The following is a 17,143-nucleotide window of genomic DNA, read 5'->3' as shown; positions in this document are numbered from 1 at the left end:
ACCGCGCAAGCCCGCCGCCTCAGTGGACGGGGGGCTCGCCGATATGGAACGAGAGCCAGGCGTTCAGCACGAAGAGTCCGATGAGGGCCAAGCTCGCCCAGCTGCCGATGCCGAGGACTCGGATTCGGGGTCGGTAATAGATGCCGGCGACGACGATGCCGGTCATGGCCACGGCCGTGAAGGCGGAGACTAGGTGGCCCTCGGAGATGTCGGCGAAGAACGAGCCCTGGGTGTAGACCAGGTCATCGATGGCCAGCACCAGGATATTGAACAGGTTGCTGCCGAGGACGTTGCCTGCGGCCATGTCCACGGCGCCCAGGCGCAGCGCTGCTAGGGTGACCACCAGCTCCGGCAGCGAAGTGCTGAGCGCCGTGAACAGCGTGCCCGTAAAGGATTGGTTCCAGTCCATCACCACCGCCAGATCCTCGGAGACATAGGGCAGTGCGATGCCCGCCAGCACCACCACCGAGGCCGCGATCCCGTAGCGCCGCGCCACCCACTTCAGCGAGTGCTCCGCGTAGCGGTCCGGCTCCTGGTCGGCGAACTCTTCGACCTCCTCTTCCTGATAGCCGTGCAGGGTGCGGATGGCCACCGCATAGACCACCAGGATTGCCGGGGTGCCCCAGGACAGGTGGCCGGCCAGTGTGGACAGGCCCGCCTTCGATGCCAGCAGCGCAAGGCCGGAGATGCTGATCAGCAGGATGCCGAAGCCGGCGGTCATCACATGCTGGCGCTGCACGCGTGAGAGGATCGGCCCACGCCGGCTAAAGAGGTCCAAAACCGCCAGCAGCACCAGGTTGTAGACACAGCTGCCATAGATGTCGCCGGCCGCGATGTCCGGCACCATGGCGACAGTGGCGGCCGTGATTCCCGTCGCCAGCTCCGGCAGTGAGGTGACGGTGGCGATGAGCACCAGCCCGACCCAAGACCCCCCCATGCCGGTCTTGTCGGCGATGGAGTCGCCATAGTCGGTGAGCTTGACACCGGCGATACCGATGGCCAGGACGCAAAGCCCGTACTGGGTCCAGACGACGGCGGCTGTGGGCTCCATAACGACTCCGCGAAGCTCTAGGGGCCCCTTAGGCGGGCCGTGGGTGGCCGGGTGCTGCGCGGCCGGATTGGGTGACGCACTATTGTGCCTGAAGCCAGGCTTCGCTCAACGTCGACGACAGCCCGGCGGTATCACCGCGGCTTCGCGATCGAATCAGACATGTGCATCCGCCCGCTGCACCGGGACAGTCTCAGCCGGCTGCGTCGGTGGCGGCCTGTATGCTCGCGCGGGCCGCGACCTGCGGATAGCGCGGCGGTTTGTCCGGGAAGCCGGCAGACGACACCTGGAAGCGATAGAACTCATCGGTAACGTCCTGCGCGTCGCCGAGGCGCGCGCGGCTGTAGCGCCGGCCCATGCGCAAGCACACCAGGGACTGCTGCCAAAGCCCCTCCGCCGGGGGCGTGATAATGCCCCAGCCCTGCTGCGGGTGGTGTGTCAGCAAACATGTCAAGGGCTCGTCCATGAGGTCGTCTTCGGTGACAGCCGCCGCGGTGACGTCCCCGCTGGCCGCCGGCGTTGGCGCTGGCCGGCAGGCGAACAGGCGCGCGGGCGCGGCGAAGCTCGCCAGATAGTCGATGTCGAGCATGACGATACCCGCGACAGGCCGGTAGATGCGGTTCACCTTGCCGATGCGCGGCGCGTTCGCCACCTCGTCGCCGAAGCCGTAGGCGAGCAGGTTGCCGACGAACATCCGGTTCGTGAAGCGCGTCTCCTGCGTCCTGATGCGCATACCGTCCTGACTGTCGCGCAGGACATACCACAATGTCCGTCGCGTCGCGGAGTCATCCTCGCCAATCATCGCCGAATGCTTCGCAAACAGGTCCGTGAGCTCCCGTGAGCGCTTCAAGCGGCTGTCATGGTCGCGCCGGAAGACCGTCCGCAGGTGGTTGCGAACCTCCTCGAAGCCGACATAGATGCGCAGGTCCCGATGCTCCTTTGCCTCCTCCGTCGCGTCCGCCCAGTCGTCCGGCCAGTCTTCCGGAAGGCGCAGGTTGCGCTGCAGCAGATAGGCCACGGCCATGCGTTGATCGGCATCGACGCGTGCCAATCGCGGTGGCATGCGGAGGTTCTCGCCCTTGGCGACGGCGCCCAACAGGCCGCGCGCGTCCGCGCGGATATGGGCGGCGAGCTCGTGATGGTCGAGGAGCAGCGTGGGGCCATGGCGCTCGTCCTCGGGCGGATGGCGCGCCGGTGGACCCTGGTCGTAGCAGCTTGCGAACTGATGCCAGGGCTTTATCTCGCGCTCGGGGTCGTAATCGAGCACGCGGATTGCGTCGGGCACGGCGGCGCTGTAGCGGTCGATGGCGAGCTGCTCGTGCTCCGGCCACGCGGAGTAATCAAGGATGCCGTAGGTTGCCAGCGCCGTGTAATGCTGACGCAGCGAGGCCTGGGTGCGGTGATCCAGGGCCTGGTTGCGCAGGGATAGGGCATCCAGCGTCTTGTCCGCCGGCTCGCAGGTGCGCATGGCAGCGAACACTGTGTGCGCAAGGCGCCAGGCGTCGGATTCCAGCTCCATGTAGCGCACGCCGGCGATGCGCTGGCGCAGCTTAATGAGCTCCAGCAGTCGGCAGGCACTGCGGTAGACGCGTGCACGGGCCCGGCAGTAGGAGAAGTTGCTGGCCTGATAGCCGGCGCTGAAGACGATGCGATATCCCTCCACCAGCGCCGTTGCGCACCGATCCTGCAGCTCCAGTGTCTCGCGGCGCAGCGGCGGCTCCGGGATGCCGCTGCCCTGATGGAGCAATTGCACCAGTGCCGGCGCCGCCGCCACATAGAACCACCCGGTCAGCGACTCCAGCAGGGCCATGCGCCGCTTGGACGACAGCGGCCAATGGTTGCTGCCGGCGGCGATGCTCAGCAGCTCGGTCAGGTATGCCTCTGGCGTCGTGCTGTGGCGCCCGAGGGCTTCGTGTGCGGCCTCCGGGGTCAGCGGGGGGCGGCGCCCTTGTCGGCGCTGCGATGTCGGCGCGAAGCGTAGCTCGAGCGTGCGCGGCGGCAGATCGCGGCCGAGCCAACGCCTGACCCTCGCCAGGAGCCCTATCACCGCGTCCGGTGCCTGCATGCTCCGCGCCCGGCGATCCGTTTGCTGTGGGTCCAAGGGGTGCCTGCTGGTCCAGCGCCGGCGGTTGTGCCCCGCCGTTACGCTAGCCGAGCTCGCTGGCTTGGGCTACTGCACGCTGCCAAAGGAGGAGTCCACCGACCCGGGCGGAGGCTCCAGACCCGCCAAGCGCGAGCCCTGAGCCACCGGACCGCCCGGGAAGATCTCATACAAGTACTTGATGCCGCCTTTGCCGTGGAAGCGCTCGTCCAGGGCATCGTGCACGGTGCGGACGCTTGGCGCTTCGTCCTCGGCAAAGAAATGCTGGAGTGCGCGGATCACGGCCCAGTGGTCGTCCGTCAGCGTGATGCCCTCGTCCTTGGCGGTTGCCGCGGCGCTCGCGCTCGTCCAATCCGCCGGTGCATCCGGGAAGTCGGGGTCATGGGTCCGGGCACCGGGATTCAAGATGTCTTGCATCGTCTCTGCCATGGAAGTCGTCCTCGTCGGTTGTCGGCCCGTCCCGCGCTGCGCTCGCTGACGCGGTGGGCCAATGGCAGTGGTACTGGACCACACGTCGGGCGTCAAGCGCCCTGTGCCCTGTGGCCGCGCCCTATCACCGTGTCAGGCCGCCGCGACGGCTCACCGACCGCTGCTCCCGCGTGCTTGCCTGATTGGTTTTTCAGGGCGCCAGCATCGCCGTGATCCAGAGCCCGAGCAGCAGCCCGAGGAGCACGCCGGCGAGCACCTGACCGAAACAATGCGGGACCAGCACGCCCCGCTGCGCTGGCGCCGCCGTTGCGCTCGCGCCGGCGGTGCTCGGGAGCGATCGCTCGCCCATATGATCCGGCGGCTGCGACATCCGCGCCGGCGTGCCCATGGTGGCCGCGACAGCGGATTGCGCCGGGGCACTGCCCGCGCGCAGCCAAGTCGGAAGTCCCTGCGCGAGCGCGCCCGAGCCCACCACTGCGAGTGCACCGCGCTGCAAGGCCGCGTCGGCCAGCGGCCAAGTCTCGTCACGGCAATGAATGACAACGGGTGCGGCGCCGGCGCCGTAGCGCAGGCGCAGCAGCTCCAGCAAGTCCAACGCGTTCATGCCGGGCAGCGACGGAGCGCAGATGATGAGGTCGGGCTGGCGTTCGCCCACGAACGCCAGCGCCTGCTCGACGCTGTGTGCCTGGCGGACTTCGGCACCGAGCGGCTTGAGCTCCAGGCGCACGGCATAACGCCTGGCGTCGCAAGCCTCGATGAGCAGGACCATGGGTGGGGACATACGGGAGTTGGGGACGTGCAAAGGGTGGGGACATGCAGGCGCGCCTGTAGCGCAGCCGGTGAGGGGCGTTGCTCCAGCTGGCAGCGGGGCGCAGTGTAGGCGCAGCCTGGGCCGTTGCCCAGCCTGCCGGCAGGCCCGTCTGGGTGCAGCGCCTCGGCGCACAGCCGCGGTGACCCGGCTCCCCGCTCGGCCTGCCCGGGCGGCCGGAGCATTGACTGCCCTAGGCCATACCGCACATAGCCCGTACCATAGGACAGCGAACGCCGTGCGACGGGCCGAGCGCAGGGGCGCCCGGCGCCACGGCATCTGGCAGGCCGAGCCGGGAGGCAGGATCATGATGCAGCTCACTGGTGTCGAGACACAGGTGCTGGCGGACACCGAGGCCGTCGCCGCCGAAACGGCGCGGTTGATTCTGGATGCCGCCGCCGATGCCATCGCTGCGCGCGGTGCCTTTCGGCTGGTGCTGGCCGGGGGGTCGACGCCGCTTGCGGCCTATCGACTGCTGGCGCAGGCGCAGGCCGACTGGGCGCATTGGCACCTCTACCACGGCGATGAGCGCTGTCTGCCGCCGGATTCGCCCGAGCGCAACAGCCGCGCCGCCGACGATGTCTGGCTCGCGAAAGTCCCCGTTCCGAGGGAGCAGGTGCACCCGATACCCGCGGAGCAGGGCGCGGCGGCCGCCAGCGCGGCCTACGAGCCCGTGGTGGCTGGGGCGGTCCCCTTCGACCTCGTGCTCTTGGGCATGGGTGAAGATGGCCACACCGCGAGCCTTTTCCCGGGCCACGAGATCTGCCCCGGTCCACTGGTGATGCCGGTGCACGATGCCCCAAAGCCGCCGCCGGATCGGGTTTCCCTGACGCCCTCGGCGCTGTGTCGCTCGCGGCGGATGCTGGTGCTGGTCACCGGCGCCGGCAAGCAGGCGGCCGTGGCGCGCTGGGCGGCCGGAGACGGCTTGCCTGTGGCGCGAGTGGCGGTCGGTGGCAATGCGCTGGTGCTGCTGGACCGGGTCGCGACGCCATCCATGCCGCCGGAGCCGGATCTAGGCTGATCCGCTGCCGCCGATCGGTCCCCTGATCGGCTTCACAACCGGGCGGGCTTCGCCCGATTATTGGGCAGGTAAGGCCAATCAATCGGGAGCGCCTCCGGCAGTTGCTCGGGCCGCGATCCGGCCGTCCTGCACCCTGGCGGGAGCGCCAACGCGGCGTCTGCCGTCTCGTCATGTCAGACCAACGCAGTACCATGACCACACAGCTCGCCATCGCTATCGCCCTGCACCAGCTCGCCACCGTCGTTTGGGTCGGCGGCATGTTCTTCGCCCATTTCGCGTTGCGTCAGTCGGCGCAGACCCGGCTGGCGCCGCCGCAGCGGCTGCCGCTGTTGTTGGCGGTGTTCAATCGCTTCTTCGTTTGGGTCTGGATCGCCGTGATCGTGCTCTGGGCCAGTGGCTTGTGGATCTTCTTCGGTGTCTACGACGGCAACATGCGCTGGTACGTGCATGTCATGATGGGGCTGGCGCTGGTGATGACCGCGCTCTTTGCCTATCTCTACTTCGTGCCCTATCGCGCCCTCGCTCAGCGCGTGCCGGCTGAGGATTGGACGGGGGCCGCGCAGCATGTGGGCACCATCCGGCGCATTATTCTGATCAACCTCGGGCTCGGTCTGGTCACGGCGATGCTGGGCTCTGCCGGGCGTTACCTACAATGAAGCGACTGCCCGCGGCCGTTGCCCTGGCGGCCAATGAGGGGCGGCCAATCGGGCGGCGGGCAATCGGGGCGGCTAATCGGGCCGGGTAGCCCACAAAAAAGGCCCCGGGCGGGGCCTTTTTTGCTCGGCGGCGCAGGCCGCTTGACCGTTCGCTCAGAAGGCGGCGCCCGGCTCCTTGCCGAGCTTCTTCAGGATGGTGGCGAGCGGACAGAAGCCGGTGAAGGCGGACTGGAGCAGGTTCAGCCCCACGAAGCCGGTGAAGAGCAGCCACCATTCGCTCACGGTGTAGGCGAGGATGGCGGAGATCAGGACGAAGCTGCCGGCGACGGCGAGCACGATGCGTTCGATGGACATATTTGACCTCATGCGTCGGTGTTCGTGTTGTGATGACGTAATCATGGGGAGAAACAGTGTGTTGCGCAAGTACCGAAGGCGCTGATTCCGCCATGGACAGCGATTGTGTTGACCGTCGGCAAGCGGAGCTGGTGGCAAGCCTGCGCGAGCAGCTCGCGGCGGCCGGCGATGTCGCCGTGCACGAGACGCACATCTCCCGGGTGCTGCTCGCGGGCGCCGACGCCTACAAGCTGAAGAAGCCCGTGAATCTGGGCTTTCTGGACTTTTCGACCCTGGCGCGCCGCCAGCACTTCGCCGAGGAGGAGGTGCGCCTCAACCGCCGCCTGGCGCCCGAGCTCTACCTGGGCGTTGTCCCCATCACCGGCACAGCGCAAGCGCCGGTGCTGGGCGGCGACGGCCCGGTGCTGGATTATGCCGTGCACATGCGCCGCTTCAGCCAGGCGGCGTTGCTCACGCGTCGGCGCCTGACGCCGGACGTCGCGGACGCGCTGGCCGAGCGCTTGGCGGCATTCCACGCCGACGCCCCCGCGGTATCTGCGGCTGGGGAGTACGGTGCACCGGATCAGGTGCTGGCACCGATGCGCGAGAATTTCTCCGTGATCCGCGATGCCGTCGCGCCGGATGGCCGGCTCGCGGCACAGCTGTCGCGTCTGGAGCGGTGGACGCAGAGGCAGTACGACGCGCTCGCGCAGACGCTGGATCAGCGCCGGCGCGATGGCCATGTCCGCGAGTGCCACGGCGACCTGCACCGGGGCAACGTCGCCGTGCGCGATGGCGAGCCCCTGATCTTCGACTGCATCGAGTTCAACCCCGCGCTGCGCTGGATCGACACCGCCAGCGAGCTGGCCTTCCTGCTCATGGATCTCATGCATGTCGGCGAGACGGCCCAGGCCCGGCGGCTGCTGAACGGCTACCTGATGCACAGCGGCGACTACGGCATGCTCGCGGTTCTGCGGCTCTACCTGGTCTATCGGGCCATGGTGCGCGCCAAGGTGACCGCCATCGGTGCGGCGCAGCACCATCACGCCGATGCGTCTCAGGACGATGTGCTGCGGGGCTATGTGCACCGCGCGCTGGCTTGCAGCAGGCAGCCGGGGGTACCGCGGGTGGTCTTGCTGTGCGGCCTGTCCGGGTGCGGCAAGACCTCGCTGGCGGCGGCCCTCGCCGAGCGGCTGCCGCTCATCCACATTCGCTCCGATGTGGAGCGCAAGCGTCTGTTCGGACTGCCCCCAATGGCTCGCACCCAGGCGGAGCCCGACCAGGGTATCTACGCTGCTCATGCCAGCGAGCGCACCTATGCCCGCCTGTTGGAGCTGTCGCGACAATGCGTGCAGGCAGGCTATGGGGTCTTGGTGGACGCGACCTTCCTGTCGGGCGAGCGACGGCACCCGTTTCGGGCCTTGGCGGACGAATTGGGGTGTGCCTTCGACTGTCTGGCGCTGGACGCGCCGCCGTCCGTGCTGCGCCGCCGGGTCGCCGAGCGCTATGCCGTTGGCAAGGACGCCTCCGAGGCGGATCTCCAAGTGCTGGAGCATCAGCTCAAGTCCCGGGAGGCGCTGACGCCGGCAGAGCGCGCGCGCACGCTCTTCGTCGATACGCGCGCGCCGCCGGAGCTGGACCGGCTGCTGACACTGCTGTCGGCACCGACATGAGGAGCCTTATCCGCCCGTCGGTTCAAACCCGCGTTTTGTCTGCAAGCTGCCAGTGCTGTGCCACACTTTGGGTAAGACCTAGAACGATGACGCACAGCCATCATGCAACAAAGCCAGTGGCATGCCCCGGGCGCGGTGGACAATGCGCCGGCGCCGGCTCGGGAATCGCCGCCCGTCATCGAGACGAAAGTCGCCATCGTGCTTGCCGACATCCGGGGCTTCACGAGCCTGATGGCAAGCCATCCGCCGCGGCTGATGGCGCAGCTGCTCAACCGTTTTCTAACGGCCATGTGCGCCATGGTGGACCGCTACGGCGGCCATGTGGACAAGTTCATGGGCGACTCGGTGATGGCCGTCTTCGGTGTGCCGCAAGCCGGCGCCGACGATCTGGGCCGGGCGCTCGCCTGCGCGGCCGCCATGCAGCAGTCGATGGCCCAGCTGAACAACGACCTCCGGCGCCGCGGGGAGCCGGCGCTGTACGCAGGCGTCGCCGTCAACACCGGCGCCGTCATGGCCGGCAGCTTTGGACCGGCGCATCACCAGGCCTTTACGGTCATCGGTGAGAGCGTGAATCTGGCCGCCCGCATGGAGGGCTTCAGCCTCCGTGGACAGGTGCTGATCAGCGCCGCGGTACGCGCCCAGGCCGCGGACCGCGTCATCGTCGGCCCCGCGAACCGGGTTCAGCCGAAAGGCCTCGCCGAGCCGCTCGCCCTGTATCCGCTGCGGGCGGTCCACCACGGCTGCCTGCTGCGGGTGCCGGCGGTGGAGCCCCGGCGCTCGCCCAGGGTCGAGGTGGACCTGGACGCGTTGTTTCATCAGGTGCAAGCCAAGCGCGTCAGTAGCGAGCCGCTGCGCGGTCGCATCCGGGACATTGGCTATCATGGTCTCTCGGCGGAGCTGCCGATGCCGTTCCCGCGCCTGACCGAGCTCGCCGTCCGGCTGCCCGAGACTGCGAGCCATCCGGTCTGCGGCGATGTCTATGCCCGCGTGCTGCGCTCGGTGCCGGAGGCCGGGCGCTACCGTACCAGCTTGGCGATTACCTCCCTGGACACACCGGCACACCGGGCGCTCAAGACACTGGTGGACGAGCGCATCTGGCGGCGCTGAGTCAGTGGCAGGCGGCGCGCCGCCGCTTGCTCAGTGGGGGCGCACTGGTGGAGGCGCTGGCAGCGGCTCAGCCCTCGCCTGCATCGCTGCGGATGGCATAGACCTCCACTCGGCGGTTCTCGCGCCGGCCCTGCTCGGTCGCATTGTCGGCGATCGGTCTTGCTGCGCCGAGCCCCTCGGCGCTGATGCGCGCGGCCGGAATCCCGCGTGCGATCAGCGCCTGCATCACCGCTTCTGCCCGCGCCAGCGAGAGCGCTTGATTGATCTGGGCGCTACCGGAGCTGTCGGTGTGTCCCTCGATCCGGATGGTGAGCGCCGGCTGCGCCTTGAGGAGCTCGGCGATGCGATCTAGGCTCGGCAGCTCGGCTTCGGGCAGTGTCGCGGTGCCGGACGCGAACTGCAGCTCATCGCCGGCGAGACGGAGCAGAATGCCGTCATCGGTGAGCTGGCCGCCGAGCTCGGCGGCCTCGCGGTAGAGGGTCTGCATGCGCTCAGCGGAAGCCTGCCCGGCCGCCCTTGCCGCGGCGAGTGCCTCGCCGTGGGCGGCTTCCGCAGCGGCGAGCTCGGCCTCGAGCGCGGCGCTCGCTTGTTGCGCTTGCGTGAGCTTTGCCTCCAGCTCTGAGACACGCTCGCTGAGCTTGGCGACGCGGGCGTCATCGGCGTCGTCCGCCGCGGCTTGCGCCGCCTTGGCCGCCGCCAGCTCCTCTTCCAGCGCTGCCTGCTGGTCCGCCAGCGCTGCCTTGGCGTCCGCGAGCTCGGCGTCGGCCTGGGCGAGTCGCTCCTGATGCTCGGCGTCGAGGGCGTCACGCATCTCCGCAAGGGCCGCGCGCTCGCGCTCCAGCGCCGCTTCGGCATCGGTGGCGGCGGCCTGGGCTGCTTCACGGGCTGCCGCGAGATCGGCGCGCTCGGCCTCCAGCGCCTCGACCTCGGCCTTCAGCGCGGCGGTTTCATCGGCGTCCGGGGCTGCGGCGGCGGCGGCGCGGGCCTCCTGGAGTGCGACGTCCCGGGTCGCGAGCTGCTCTTGGAGCTGTGCCGTCTGTGTCTCCAGCGCCTGGATGCGAGCCCTCGCCTCCGAGCGCTGGTCAATCGCCTGCTCGGCCTGAGCGGTGTCCGCCGGCGACGATGCCATTTCGGCCTGCGCCTGCTCGCGCTCCTGCACTGCGGCGTCCAGCTCGGCCTTCAGCTCGGCGATGACGGCTTGACTGGCGGCGAGCTCCTCCTGCCATTCGGTGGGCTCACCGGCCGCTGCCTTGGTGCCCTCGTCGGCTTGGGCGGCGAGGGTCTCGCGCTCGCGCGTGAGCGATACCAATTTGTCCTGTAGGTCCAGGATAGCGGCCTCTTCCTTGTCGACCAGCGTTTGCAGACGTTCCTGGCGCGCCGCACCGCGCTCGAGCTTGTCGCGCAGTGCCGCTTCCAGCTGGTTGGCCGTGTTGAGCTCGTAGTGGAGGCCGGCGATGGTCTCGTTGTCCGCCGAAAGCTTTGCGCTCAGCTCGTAATTCTCTTCGGTGACTTCCACGAGACGCTCGTTGAGCGCAGTCACCGATGCCTTGTTCTGTTCCAGCTCGCGGTCCGCGGTTTTGCTCCGCTTGCGGAGACCGGCGAGCTCTTCCTGCATGGCCGCCGCCGTCTGCTTGGATTCGGCGAGGTCGCTCTGGAGCTGGCTCACCGTCTCGGCGTGAATGCTTTCCATGCCGGCGACGGTGTCGGCATGCTTCGAGGTCAAGGCGTTCACGGCGTCGGCGTGCTGAGATTTGAGCGTCGCCAGGGTCTCGGCATGCGCGGCCTTAAGCGCGTCGGTTTCTGCGCCATGCTCTTGGCGCAGTCGGGCGATCTGCTGCTCGGCGCTCGCCGTGGCGGCCTCGCGCTTGGCGAGCTCGGTGTCGATGGTTGCGACCCGTTGGCTAGCGTCGGCCAGTGCCGCTTTCGTGCTCGCGAGCTCCCGTTGTAGGACCTCGCTGTGGTGCTCATAGAGCCAGTAGACGCCGATCAGGCATGCCAGTAAGAGCCAAAAGAGGGTCTTCCAGAGATTCGGGTCTTGGTCAGTGTGCGCGGACATCTACTCTCTCCGGGTGATGGTATGGCGTCATTGTTCTGGTGTTCGATCGGCTGCGAATTATGCCGCGTCAATCAAGGCCTAGACAGCTGGGACTCCTTGGATATTGCGCGGTATCAGGCGCCGCGGGAGGCCCGCGCGAGCGGCCATTGCCGGGTGTCGCAATAGTGCAAGCCCCAGCCGATGATTGGCCTTGCCTGACCCGGATCGGCACGGGCCGTGCAGGCGCGCAGGGGAAAGTCAGTCAACCGGCGGCTTCCCAGGCTGGTGGCCGGGCACAAAAAAAGGGGCCGAGCGGCCCCGCGAGCGCTGACCGGCTCCGGCACGCGGCGCGCGGCGCCGCTGCCGGGTAGCCCGCCGTCAGGCGAAGATGTCGTGCACGATGTTGTCGTACCAGCTGTAGGCGTACTGTACTTCGCGGGCGAGGGCGAAGTCCGGTGCATCCGTGGGTGTCAGGCCGCCCGCACCCTCGACGCCGGCGATGGTCTTGCCGTCTTCGCTCAGGCGATAAACAGCGGCGACGGAGATGCCGTAGTCCTTGCCGATGATGCTGTAGCAGGTATTGACATAGGAGGGCACACCCGGCTCCTCCCCGTTCAGCAGAGCGACGATGGCCGCGGCGGCCACCTTGCCCTGGCTGTTGGCGGAATAGCCGGACTTGGGCATGGCCGTGGCGATGGCGGCATCGCCGATGACGTGGATGCCCGCGTGCTGAGTGGACTCGAAGGTCTTCTTGTCCACCGGGCACCAGCCGCTGTCGTCGGCGAGGCCGGTATCGAGGGCGATCTGCCCCGCCTTCTGCGGCGGGATGACATTGACCACCGCGCCGGTCTCCTCGTCGAAGTTGGTGAAGACCGTCATGGTCTCCGGGTCGACGCGATTGACGCCGGCGTCCGGGCCCGGCCGCCACTCGATGAGGCTGTCCTCGGTGCCGAAGCCGTAGAGGCGCTCCCAGCCCTGGGTGAACAGCCCCTGCTTGGAGAACTTCTGCTTGTGATCGAGGATCAGGACCTTCGACTTCGGCTTGTTCTCCTTCAGGTACATGGCGATCTGGCTGGCGCGCTCGTACGGGCCGGGCGGGCAGCGGAAAGGGTTCGGCGGCGCGGCGATGATCACCACCCCGCCGTCGTCCATGGCCTCCAGCTGGCTGCGCAGCAGCTTGGTTTGCGGGCCGGCCTTCCAGGCGTGGGGCATCTGCTTGTCGGCGACCTCGGGGCTGTAGCCCTCGATGTCGTCATAGATCATCGAGATACCCGGCGAGACGACGCAGCGGTCATAGGGGAATTCGCCGGACGCGGTCTTGACGACCTTCTTTTCCGGGTCGATGGCGGTTGCCATCTCATGCACGATCTTGATGCCGCGGGCGCGCAGGCCATCGTAGCCGTGCTTGATGGTGGCCATCTGCCGCTTGCCGCCGATCACCTCGTTACTCATGTAACAGGTGTAGTACTCCTCGTTCGGCTCGATGATGGTGACGTCGATGCCCTCGTCCGCCATCTTGATGTACTTGGCGGCCGTGGCACCACCGGTGCCGCCGCCAACGACGACGACCTTCTTGCCTTCGCCCAAGGCGATGGTCGGTGCACCGAGTGCGCCCACCGCCGCGACCGCGCCGGTGGCTTTGACGAAATCACGTCTGTTCATGGTCATGTGGCTGGTCCTCCCGCTCGCTTATTCGTCGTCTTCGTCGTCGTCACCGGCACCGGAGCTTTCGAAGTCCGTATAGGCCGCGTAGAAGGCGTAGAGCGCGTCGAGACTCTCGTCACCCTCGGCCTCGAGCATGCGCTCGAGCTTACGGCCCATTTTCTTCGGCAGGATGCGGCGGTCGTTCTGGAAATCGCTCATGGCGTACTGGAGATACGGCGTCCACTGCCCGGCGAGAATGATGTAGTCCTCTTCATCCGGTACCGGCTTGCCGCCCTCGATGTGGCACTTCTCGCAGTACTTGTCGTGCAGGTCGGCGCCCTTGTCCACCAGCGCCTGCTTGAACTCCTGATCGGCGGGCTCGAACTGTTGGCTGTGCAGGTACTCGCCCATCAGCTCCCATTCTTCTTCGGTGTAGCCGCGGGCGATGCGCCCCATGATGGTGGAGTAGGTGTCGCCCTCGGCGAAGGCGAACATCATGTCGGTGAATACCCAGGGATCCATGCCGGCAATGCTGGGCGAGGCTGGACCCACACTGTTGCCATGGGTGCCATGGCAGCCGGCGCAGGTATCCACCAGCATCTTGCCGGTGGCGAGGTCGTCGTCTGCGGTGACGGCGGCGGACAGGCCGAGGGCCAGGGCGCCGCCGGCGAGGGCCGTTATCATCGTTGCTTTGGCCATACTTCCTCCATAACGGAATCATCAGGCTTTTGCGGATCGGGCGGAGCTGTGTTTACTCCGCCATGCCGGACTGCAAAACCGCGTGCGGTCGCATGATCCGTGCATCAGTATCGGTACAGCAGTGGGAGCGCACCGAGTGCTTCTCGGTGCAGCGCTAGGGCTGCACCAGCGACGTGATAGCCTCGTCGTTGCCGCGCTCGCGGGCGATGTCTGCGGCGGTCCGGCCCTCGGCATCGGTGAGGGCGGGATCGGCGCGATGCTCGAGCAGCGGGCGGATGAGGTCGTTGTGTCGTGTTGCGACGGCCTCGCGCAGAGCGAAGTTGCCGTCGTGGTCTTTGATGTTCGGGTCGGCGCCGTGGGCGAGCAGCGTTGTCGCCATGCGGGCGTGACCGCGATTGACGGCCCAGATGAGTGCAGTCGCCCCGAGCGCGTCACGGGCATTGGCGTCCGCCCCATAGGCGAGGAGCGTCTCCACCGTGCCCACATGTCCGGCATCGGCGGCGATGATGAGCGCAGTGGCGGCCTCGGCGTCGCGGGCGTCGACGTCGGCACCGGCGTTCAAGAGCAGCTGGACGACCTCGGTATGGCCGCGCTCGGCCGCCTGCATCAGTGCGGTGCGGCCGTTTTTGTCGGCGGCCTTAGGGTCTGCGCCGCGGAACAGCAGCTGCCGCACCATTTGGGCGATGCCGTAGCGCGCGGCGATCATCAGCGAGTCCCAGCCGGCGCGAGTGCGATCGTGGACGTTCGCGCCGCGCTCGATCAGCAGTGCGGACAGGCCGATGTGGCCGTTCTCGGCGGCAAAGGTCAGCGCCGTGCAGCCGGCGGCGGTGCGGGCATTGACGTCGGCCCCGTGATTCAGGAGCTGGGCGGCGGTGTCGAGATTGCCGCCTTCCACGGCGAACATGAGCGCCGTCTTGCCGAATTCGCTCGCTGCATCGACGTCGACGCCGGCGGCGATGAGCGATTCGACACGCTCGGCGTCGTCGATCATCGCCGCGATGCGAAGCTCCTTGGCGAGATCGCTGTCGGTGGCTGCGCTAGCAGCCTCTTGGTCGGCGGCCGCGGCCAGGCCGACCGAGACGGCCAGCAGGCAGGCGGCCAGAGCGCCCCTGGTGCCAATAGCCCTGAACAGGCCATCGACCCGGCCACGGCGCGGGCGCTGGACCGGAACGTGCTGGATCGGAACATGCTGGGCCGCCAGGCGCTCGGCCACGACCGTCGGGGCCATGGTCGCGGCCAGCGGCGTGTCGGAGGCGGTGCTCATGCGTCGTCGTCCGGCTCGAAGGGCTCGATGTGCACAACGCCGGTGTGACAGTCGATGCAGGTCTGGCCCTTCTCCTCGGCGCGGGCGTGGCGGCTGCGGGCCATGCGGCCCTGCTCCGACAGGTCCATGTCGCCGAATTCGTGACAGGAGCGGCACTCGCGGGAGTCGGTCCGGCGCATCTTGTCCCAGACCCGTGTGGCCATGTCCCAACGGTGGGCCTCGAACTTTTCGGGCGTGCTGATGGTGCCCACGATCTCGTGATACACGTCCTTCGCCGCAATGACCTTGGTAATCATCTTCGGGACGAAGGGCTTCGGGACATGGCAGTCGGCGCAGGTGGCCTGCACGCCGGACTGATTCTTGAAATGAAGACTTTCCTTATATTCGTTGTAGCTGATTTCGAGGCTGTGGCAGGACACGCAGAATTCCATTTCGTTGGTGTAGGCGAGCCCGGCATTGAAGATACCGGCGAAGGCCACGCCACTGACGAACAGCAAGATGACAGCAATGAGCTTGCCTCGGCGACCCCGGGTGCTGCTGTGGCCGCGACTGCCTTCAGGAGCAGACATGCGTTTCCTCACTCTGGCGGTGATGCCACGCTGGCGGTGATGCCATGCTGGTGGCAAAGCCGGGCTGGTGGCGAAGCCGGGCTCGATGAGGGGGAGCCACGGCTGACCCGTGATACCTTGTCGTCGGGTTCGTTGTTGTCGGCCGGCAAGGATACTATGACATCCTGGGGCCGTTGCCAACCATATCGGCGGTGTGCCGCAACGCGGCCCTGGGTGTGCAGCGATCGTGCGAGTGTGCTCGCCGCGATGGCCTGGCGGCGGCTGCGACAGCGCATCTCCTGCCGCGGCCGACTTGGCGCTCGAAGCCTTGTCCGTGCGGCACCCGACGCCTGCACGCGCCCCTAGGGAGGTCCGCCGCCTCCCCGATGCGCCTGTTTTCCCTGCCCGTTCGGAGTCTCCCCAGGATGCCTTGGCTGCAAGCCCTGCAAAGCCGCTTCGCGGCGCTCAAAGACAACAAGCTCTTCGAGGCCTTCGTGGTCATCGTCATCGTCGTCTCGGCCCTGGTAATCGGCGCCAGCACCTATGAGTTCGAGCCGCGGGTGCTCGCCGTATTCAGTGTGCTGGATGTCGCCGTGACCCTGTTCTTTCTGGCTGAGATCACGGTACGTATGCTCGCCGAAGGCAGTTTGCGCCGCTTCTTCTCCCAAGGCTGGAACGTCTTCGACTTCGTGATCGTCGTCGCCAGTCTGATTCCGGTCGAAGAGAGCCAGATGGCGCTGCTCGGGCGGCTGCTGCGCATTTTCCGAGTATTGCGCTTGGTTTCCATCATCCCGGAGCTGCGGGTGCTGCTGAACGCCTTTGTCAGCGCCATCCCGCGCATGGGCTATGTCTCATTGCTGATGTTCATCATCTTCTACATCTATGCGGCGGTGGGGAGCATTCTCTTTCATCAGATCAATGAAACGCTGTGGGGCAATATTTCCATTGCCATGCTGACGCTGTTTCGGGTGGCGACCTTCGAGGACTGGACGGACGTCATGTACGAGACCATGGCGGTCTATCCGCTGAGCTGGGCCTATTACCTGAGCTTCATCTTCGTGATCGCCTTTATCTTCTTGAATATGATGATCGGCATCGTGCTGGAAACGCTGCAAAAGGAGCATGAGCGCATGGACCTGCTGCAGGGCACCGGCGAGGTCGGGGAGGTCCACTGGATCCGCGAGCACACCGAGGCCATGGAGCAGCGCCTCGCGCGTATCGAGCATCTGCTGTTGGACCGGCGCCGCGAGTCAGGATCAGCGGCGAGTGGTCCTGACGCTGCCGGGGACAAGGCGCCTGGCTGACGGGCGCTCGCGCCGAGCGCGCCCAGATTCGGGTCGCCCAGCTCGCCTGATCCAGCTCGCCTGATCCAGCTTGGCTGACCCAGCTCGGCCGACCCAGACCGGCTTGCCCGGCTGGCCTCGCGCCACCGAGCTCACTTCGCCCAGAGGCGCAGTGCATTGCGCATCCCGAGCTCGCGGAAGGTGCCGGCATCGATACCGGCGCCGCGCGCGGCGGCGAGCATGCGCTCGATCTGCGCCTCGGCGCGCAGCCAGTCGGCCTCGGCGCCGCCCGGGGCGAAACCGCGGCGCTCGGCGAGGTAGTAGGCGGCGACGGCGACCATTTCGGCGCGCTCGGCGGGGGTTGGGTCCAGGAGCGGCGCGGGGTGGTCGATGGCGGGTTGCTGACCCATGGTGACTCGCAGGCGGTGATGGTTACGGCAGCAGTCCGGATTATGCCAGTGGTGCACTGGCGGGGGGTGCTGGCCGGGGCACTG

The 17,143-nt window shown here is 67.5% G+C and carries 16 protein-coding genes; 5 read left to right on the top strand and 11 right to left on the bottom strand.

Features of this window, described 5'->3' with window-relative positions; translation table 11 throughout:
• Positions 1 to 19: 19 nt before the first annotated feature.
• The 4 genes from CKO31_RS01235 to CKO31_RS01220 form a co-directional block, all read right to left on the bottom strand.
• Positions 20 to 1,051, bottom strand: coding sequence for a sodium:calcium antiporter (locus CKO31_RS01235; RefSeq protein WP_200233245.1), 1,032 nt, complete (start codon positions 1,049 to 1,051; stop codon positions 20 to 22).
• A gap of 190 nt (positions 1,052 to 1,241) precedes the next feature.
• Positions 1,242 to 3,149 carry a hypothetical protein gene (locus tag CKO31_RS01230; protein WP_200233243.1) on the bottom strand — a complete coding sequence of 636 codons (1,908 nt, stop codon included), beginning with the start codon at positions 3,147 to 3,149 and terminating at the stop codon, positions 1,242 to 1,244.
• 69 nt (positions 3,150 to 3,218) lie between these two features.
• Entirely contained in the window at positions 3,219 to 3,578 is a 360-nt protein-coding gene (locus CKO31_RS01225; RefSeq protein ID WP_200233241.1) for a TusE/DsrC/DsvC family sulfur relay protein, read from the bottom strand.
• 190 nt (positions 3,579 to 3,768) lie between these two features.
• Complete coding sequence (locus CKO31_RS01220) at positions 3,769 to 4,359, bottom strand: response regulator (RefSeq protein ID WP_200233236.1); 591 nt, start codon at positions 4,357 to 4,359, stop codon at positions 3,769 to 3,771.
• 334 nt (positions 4,360 to 4,693) lie between these two features.
• Between CKO31_RS01220 and pgl the strand changes: the two genes are divergently transcribed.
• Together pgl and CKO31_RS01210 are read left to right on the top strand one after the other, a co-directional pair.
• Positions 4,694 to 5,407, top strand: a complete 714-nt coding sequence (gene pgl / locus CKO31_RS01215) for a 6-phosphogluconolactonase (RefSeq protein WP_306341696.1) — start codon at positions 4,694 to 4,696, stop codon at positions 5,405 to 5,407.
• Positions 5,408 to 5,598: 191 nt separating this feature from the next.
• Positions 5,599 to 6,063 carry a CopD family protein gene (locus CKO31_RS01210; protein ID WP_200233235.1) on the top strand — a complete coding sequence of 155 codons (465 nt, stop codon included), beginning with the start codon at positions 5,599 to 5,601 and terminating at the stop codon, positions 6,061 to 6,063.
• 153 nt (positions 6,064 to 6,216) lie between these two features.
• Here the strand turns inward: CKO31_RS01210 and CKO31_RS01205 are convergent, their stop codons facing one another.
• Positions 6,217 to 6,417: a YgaP family membrane protein gene (locus CKO31_RS01205; RefSeq protein WP_200233233.1), complete on the bottom strand. Its 201-nt coding sequence runs from the start codon at positions 6,415 to 6,417 to the stop codon at positions 6,217 to 6,219.
• Between the two features lie 92 nt (positions 6,418 to 6,509).
• Here CKO31_RS01205 and CKO31_RS01200 point away from each other — a divergent pair, with 92 nt between their 5' ends.
• Both CKO31_RS01200 and CKO31_RS01195 read left to right on the top strand, forming a co-directional pair.
• Positions 6,510 to 8,069, top strand: coding sequence for a bifunctional aminoglycoside phosphotransferase/ATP-binding protein (locus tag CKO31_RS01200; protein WP_200233231.1), 1,560 nt, complete (start codon positions 6,510 to 6,512; stop codon positions 8,067 to 8,069).
• A gap of 102 nt (positions 8,070 to 8,171) precedes the next feature.
• Positions 8,172 to 9,176, top strand: a complete 1,005-nt coding sequence (locus tag CKO31_RS01195; RefSeq protein ID WP_200233229.1) for an adenylate/guanylate cyclase domain-containing protein — start codon at positions 8,172 to 8,174, stop codon at positions 9,174 to 9,176.
• Between the two features lie 67 nt (positions 9,177 to 9,243).
• On the opposite strand, the gene CKO31_RS01190 is transcribed toward CKO31_RS01195, so the two are convergent.
• The 5 genes from CKO31_RS01190 to CKO31_RS01170 all read right to left on the bottom strand — a co-directional run bounded on the left by CKO31_RS01190 (position 9,244) and on the right by CKO31_RS01170 (position 15,387).
• Positions 9,244 to 11,232: an OmpA family protein gene (locus CKO31_RS01190; RefSeq protein WP_200233227.1), complete on the bottom strand. Its 1,989-nt coding sequence runs from the start codon at positions 11,230 to 11,232 to the stop codon at positions 9,244 to 9,246.
• A gap of 357 nt (positions 11,233 to 11,589) precedes the next feature.
• Entirely contained in the window at positions 11,590 to 12,879 is a 1,290-nt protein-coding gene (locus CKO31_RS01185; protein ID WP_200233226.1) for an NAD(P)/FAD-dependent oxidoreductase, read from the bottom strand.
• 21 nt (positions 12,880 to 12,900) lie between these two features.
• Positions 12,901 to 13,554, bottom strand: a complete 654-nt coding sequence (locus CKO31_RS01180; protein ID WP_200233224.1) for a c-type cytochrome — start codon at positions 13,552 to 13,554, stop codon at positions 12,901 to 12,903.
• Positions 13,555 to 13,708: 154 nt separating this feature from the next.
• On the bottom strand, positions 13,709 to 14,818 hold the full coding sequence (locus CKO31_RS01175) for an ankyrin repeat domain-containing protein (RefSeq protein WP_242475054.1): 1,110 nt from the start codon (positions 14,816 to 14,818) through the stop codon (positions 13,709 to 13,711).
• Complete coding sequence (locus CKO31_RS01170; protein WP_200233222.1) at positions 14,815 to 15,387, bottom strand: NapC/NirT family cytochrome c; 573 nt, start codon at positions 15,385 to 15,387, stop codon at positions 14,815 to 14,817. The genes CKO31_RS01175 and CKO31_RS01170 overlap by 4 nt, the downstream gene beginning before the upstream one ends.
• 404 nt (positions 15,388 to 15,791) lie before the next feature.
• Between CKO31_RS01170 and CKO31_RS01165 the strand changes: the two genes are divergently transcribed.
• Positions 15,792 to 16,670 carry an ion transporter gene (locus CKO31_RS01165; protein WP_200233215.1) on the top strand — a complete coding sequence of 293 codons (879 nt, stop codon included), beginning with the start codon at positions 15,792 to 15,794 and terminating at the stop codon, positions 16,668 to 16,670.
• A gap of 131 nt (positions 16,671 to 16,801) precedes the next feature.
• On the opposite strand, the gene CKO31_RS01160 is transcribed toward CKO31_RS01165, so the two are convergent.
• The coding region (locus CKO31_RS01160; protein WP_242475053.1) for a DUF2934 domain-containing protein at positions 16,802 to 17,143 on the bottom strand (342 nt) is incomplete at its 5' end.

Origin of the sequence: Thiohalocapsa halophila (assembly GCF_016583825.1) — a bacterium.
Classification (GTDB): domain Bacteria; phylum Pseudomonadota; class Gammaproteobacteria; order Chromatiales; family Chromatiaceae; genus Thiohalocapsa; species Thiohalocapsa halophila.
Note: the sequence above shows the minus strand (reverse complement) of the source record. Positions and strands in the feature narration are given on the sequence as shown.